We start from the raw sequence: 3,792 nt of genomic DNA on the forward strand, positions 1-3,792 counted from the left end.
GATGTATTTACAGTATCCCGAATCCAGTTCCTTGCTGGTGGAAAGGTGTTGGTGGATGGGTATTATACTACTACGTATAATGAAGATCACAGTATACTTTATTTCGAGGTTGGAGATGGTAAAGGCGGAACTTTGGAGAATTTCTATTTGAAACGAAAAGAAGGCTCGCATTTCTTCTGGGATTTGACAGATAAATATAAGGAAGCTTATCCGCAGGTAACAAAGGTGGAGTTAGTTTGGGCAGCTGCTCAGCTTTTTTAAGTTTTCTTCATATTAAAAGGGTCGCTTCAAAACTCATTCTCTTATTCGCTTTCGGGTGCTTTAGGGCTTTATGTTAAAGTTTCCATCACAGCTAAACTTTCTGGAAAGAAAACGGCAGCAGACATTGATGGAAACTTCACAATTGAAGTGGAGCCAAAAGATACAATCACCATAAAGTTCATTGGTATGCAAGACAGAATCATCAAACTCTCTGAAATGAATTTCGAAAAACTCAATGTCATCACTTTGACAGAAAGTGGAGGACTCATGGGTGAAATTGTTGTTATCAAAAAAGGACATAAGCATAAAAAAAATAAACTATGGCAAGAGGACGTTATATTTGTAACACTCTCAAAGCTATCCGCAAGCAGATAGCGGATGCAAATGGGATTGACTATTCACCCGAAGAATGTCATTTCAATGGTGAATGCAAGGGAACTTGTCCGAAATGTGAGCAAGATGTGAGAGATTTGGAGCATGAGTTGCGACGTAGACAGACCGCAGGAAAGGCTATCAAGGTTGCAGGTATTGCAGCAGGACTTGTCGCCATGGCGGCTTGTTCTGATGGGAAACCACAAGGAAACGACAAAGATACACTTACAAGATTGTCGACAACCTTGCATGAAGACTCAATAGACCCAACAATGTACAACGGTGAAATCGACCGCACAAAGCCTATCAAAAACGTGACCGTCAAGAAATTCATGCCGCTGAAAGAGGACAGCAAGCCATCTAAGAAGAACAAGCGAGCCAAGACCGCCGTTGTCCAATCCGCCATCGCCACAGACTCAACCAATAACAGCAAAATATTTGATAATGTTGATGAGGAAGCGTCATTTCCTGGTGGCATAGCGGCGTGTATGAAATATATTGCAGACAATTTTCGCTATCCAAACATACAGGGCGATTGCAGCATACAAGGAAAAATTGTCGTTAGTTTCATTGTCAATGAAGATGGAAATCTAAATGACATCAAAGTGAAGAAAAGCGTCTATTCTGACCTTGACAAAGAAGCCGTCGGGTGGTGAAAAGTATGCCAAAGTGGATTCCTGCCAAGCAAAACGGCAAGGCGGTGAAATCAAAATACACGCTTCCTGTCTACATCCACGTGCAGTAACTATAAAAAAGGAAAAATCATGGCAACAAGAGGACGCAACATTTGCAACACGCTCAAGGCCATCCGCAAGCAGATCGCGGATGCCAACGGAATCAGTTATTCACCCGAAGAATGCCACTTTAAGGGCGAATGCAAGGGCACTTGCCCGAAATGCGAGCAAGACGTGAGGGACTTAGAACACGAACTGCACCTCCGACAGATGGCAGGGAAAGCCATCAAGGTCGCAGGAGTGGCTTTGGGCATCACCGCCCTCACCGCATCCGCCACATCGTGCGCCACGCAGAAGGGATATTACAAATCGACACCGCCTAAGTCTGAAAAGGTTATCCCTATCCAGTTCCAAAAATACACCACCAACGACATCGCCCTACTCCAAGCGAAAGATTCTCTCAGCAAGAAAGGAATGCTCTTCGTTCAAGGGCATATCATTAGCGACGAGGACAATGAGCCGCTTATTGGAGCCTCCGTCATCGCTAAACTTTCGGGAAAGTATGCAATAACTGATGTCAATGGAAACTTCACTCTCGAAGTGGAGCAAGGCGACACGATAACCGTGCAATACATCGGCTTCATAGACCGAAGCATCAAACTATCTGAAATGAGCCGAGACAAGCTCAATATCATCACTCTAATATTCAACGAAAGTGCCTTAGGGGAAGTCGTGGCTGGAATCGTTCCCGAAGTCAGAATTAGAGGAACGGCTCCCGTCATCAAAAGAGAAGATACTTTCGAAGAGGCTTCATACCCAGGCGGTTCGACTGCATTGACGCAATACATCAAGACCAACCTTCAATATCCAAAAGAATGTCGAGAAGGCGCGCCAATAGGCAGAGTCATCCTTGGTTTCACCGTCAACAAGGACGGAAGTTTGAGCAACATCAAGGTGGAGAAAAGTCTTGTCCCTATCCTCGACGAGGAAGCCATCCGAGTGCTGAAAAGCATGCCGAAATGGACTCCTGCCAAGAAAAACGGAAAGGTGGTGAAATCACATGCCACCGTTCCTTTCACATTTAAAGTAGAATAACATGAAGACCGCCCCACTCATTTGCATCGACCGCCACCGCCTCACGATAGACGGCGAGGGCGTCACCACGCTTGTGGCATTCCACGGTTGTCCGCTTCGTTGCAAATACTGTCTCAATCCCCAATGCCTTGATGCTGACGGCGTATGGCAGGAGGTGGATACAGAACTGCTGATGGCGAACGTGGAGATGGACAACCTCTACTTCTTAGCTACAGGAGGCGGCATCTGTTTTGGTGGAGGTGAACCGCTTCTGTGGAGTTCATTCATAAAGGAGTTTTGTGAACTATGCCCAGAGGGATGGCACTTTACGATGGAGACGAGTCTAAACGTACCTCGCCATCACTTGGAGAAAGTCACCCCATACATAGACTCCTTTATCATCGACATCAAGGACATGAATCCTGCCATCTATCAAGCCTACACAGGTAAGCCCAACCGGCAAGTTATCGACAACCTTGTCTGGCTCAACACTCATGCCAAACATAAAGACAAGATCATCCTTCGTCTCCCCATAATCCCCAAGTTCAACACCGAAGATGACAGGAAACACAGTCGCCAAGTCTTAATAGAATTAGGATATGAGAATTTTGATGAATTTGAATATGTTATTAGAAACAAATAAACAGTTTTAATTATATGTCCCAATGAAATGGATTTGAATGTAAATTCCATCTCATTGGGGTATTGGATAAAAATTATTGGTAATTTTTAATAGTACGTTTTATGCTATTAGACTCTCTGCGAAGTTCATTAGCTACACTGTCTTTGTATGCAGCCATCCGTACCATTTCATTGTATTTGAGAACAGAATCTTCGTAAGCTGCAACACGATTTTTGACATAGTCTATGACATTTTCGTCTCTGGTTACAGAGAAGTGCTTCTCTATATATAAGATGTTTGGGTCATCAGCAGACAGAACCATCTTCAAAGCTCTATACTTCAAGTCTGCCTCCTCCCAATCTTGGTGCTCTCGCCATTGGGTGAGGTTGCCCCAAATGGAGAGAACGAGAGATAGAGCCAAGCCGCCAATGAAAAGAAGAACATACTTTGATGTAGGCTCGAAGCGATGGGTGACAAGTTTCTTCTGAGGTGAATTGTTCATCACTTCAAGTTTGTCTTGCAATGCCTTCGAGGAAACATCATTCTCTTGTCTCATCTGCTTGACAGCATCAACCAAGAGCTTGCTTCGCTGCTCATTTTTGCCGAGTTCAGCCTTGATAAGGTCAACAAAAACAACAATGGCATCTCTTAATTTGGATATTTTACCTCTGACTTCCTCTTCCTTGCCAAACATAGCAATGATTGATTTCTCCAACTTGGTTGTGTCATTACTTGCAGGAACGGTTTCCGCTCCTGCGTACTTTGGTGAAGCAGAAAGTTCATCGACTT

The 3,792-nt window shown here is 44.2% G+C and carries 5 protein-coding genes; 4 read left to right on the forward strand and 1 reads right to left on the reverse strand.

Annotation, left to right across the window (positions count from 1 at the left end; genetic code table 11):
• The 4 genes from DW657_RS18125 to DW657_RS02640 form a co-directional block, all read left to right on the forward strand.
• The coding region (locus DW657_RS18125; protein WP_199658293.1) for a hypothetical protein at positions 1-261 on the forward strand (261 nt) is incomplete at its 5' end.
• A 320-nt stretch (positions 262-581) separates the two neighbouring features.
• On the forward strand, positions 582-1,289 hold the full coding sequence (locus tag DW657_RS18275) for an energy transducer TonB (RefSeq protein WP_158577304.1): 708 nt from the start codon (positions 582-584) through the stop codon (positions 1,287-1,289).
• A gap of 108 nt (positions 1,290-1,397) precedes the next feature.
• The gene (locus tag DW657_RS02635; RefSeq protein ID WP_117664330.1) at positions 1,398-2,402 is read left to right on the forward strand and encodes an energy transducer TonB; all 1,005 of its coding nucleotides are present in this window, start codon (positions 1,398-1,400) and stop codon (positions 2,400-2,402) included.
• Position 2,403: 1 nt separating this feature from the next.
• On the forward strand, positions 2,404-3,024 hold the full coding sequence (locus DW657_RS02640; RefSeq protein WP_094881917.1) for a radical SAM protein: 621 nt from the start codon (positions 2,404-2,406) through the stop codon (positions 3,022-3,024).
• A gap of 73 nt (positions 3,025-3,097) precedes the next feature.
• On the opposite strand, the gene DW657_RS02645 is transcribed toward DW657_RS02640, so the two are convergent.
• Positions 3,098-3,792, reverse strand: a 695-nt coding sequence (locus DW657_RS02645) for a hypothetical protein (protein ID WP_118311300.1), incomplete at its 5' end; no start/stop codon positions are given.

It is taken from the genome of Prevotella sp. AM23-5 (assembly GCF_003473645.1).
Taxonomy (GTDB): domain Bacteria; phylum Bacteroidota; class Bacteroidia; order Bacteroidales; family Bacteroidaceae; genus Prevotella; species Prevotella copri_A.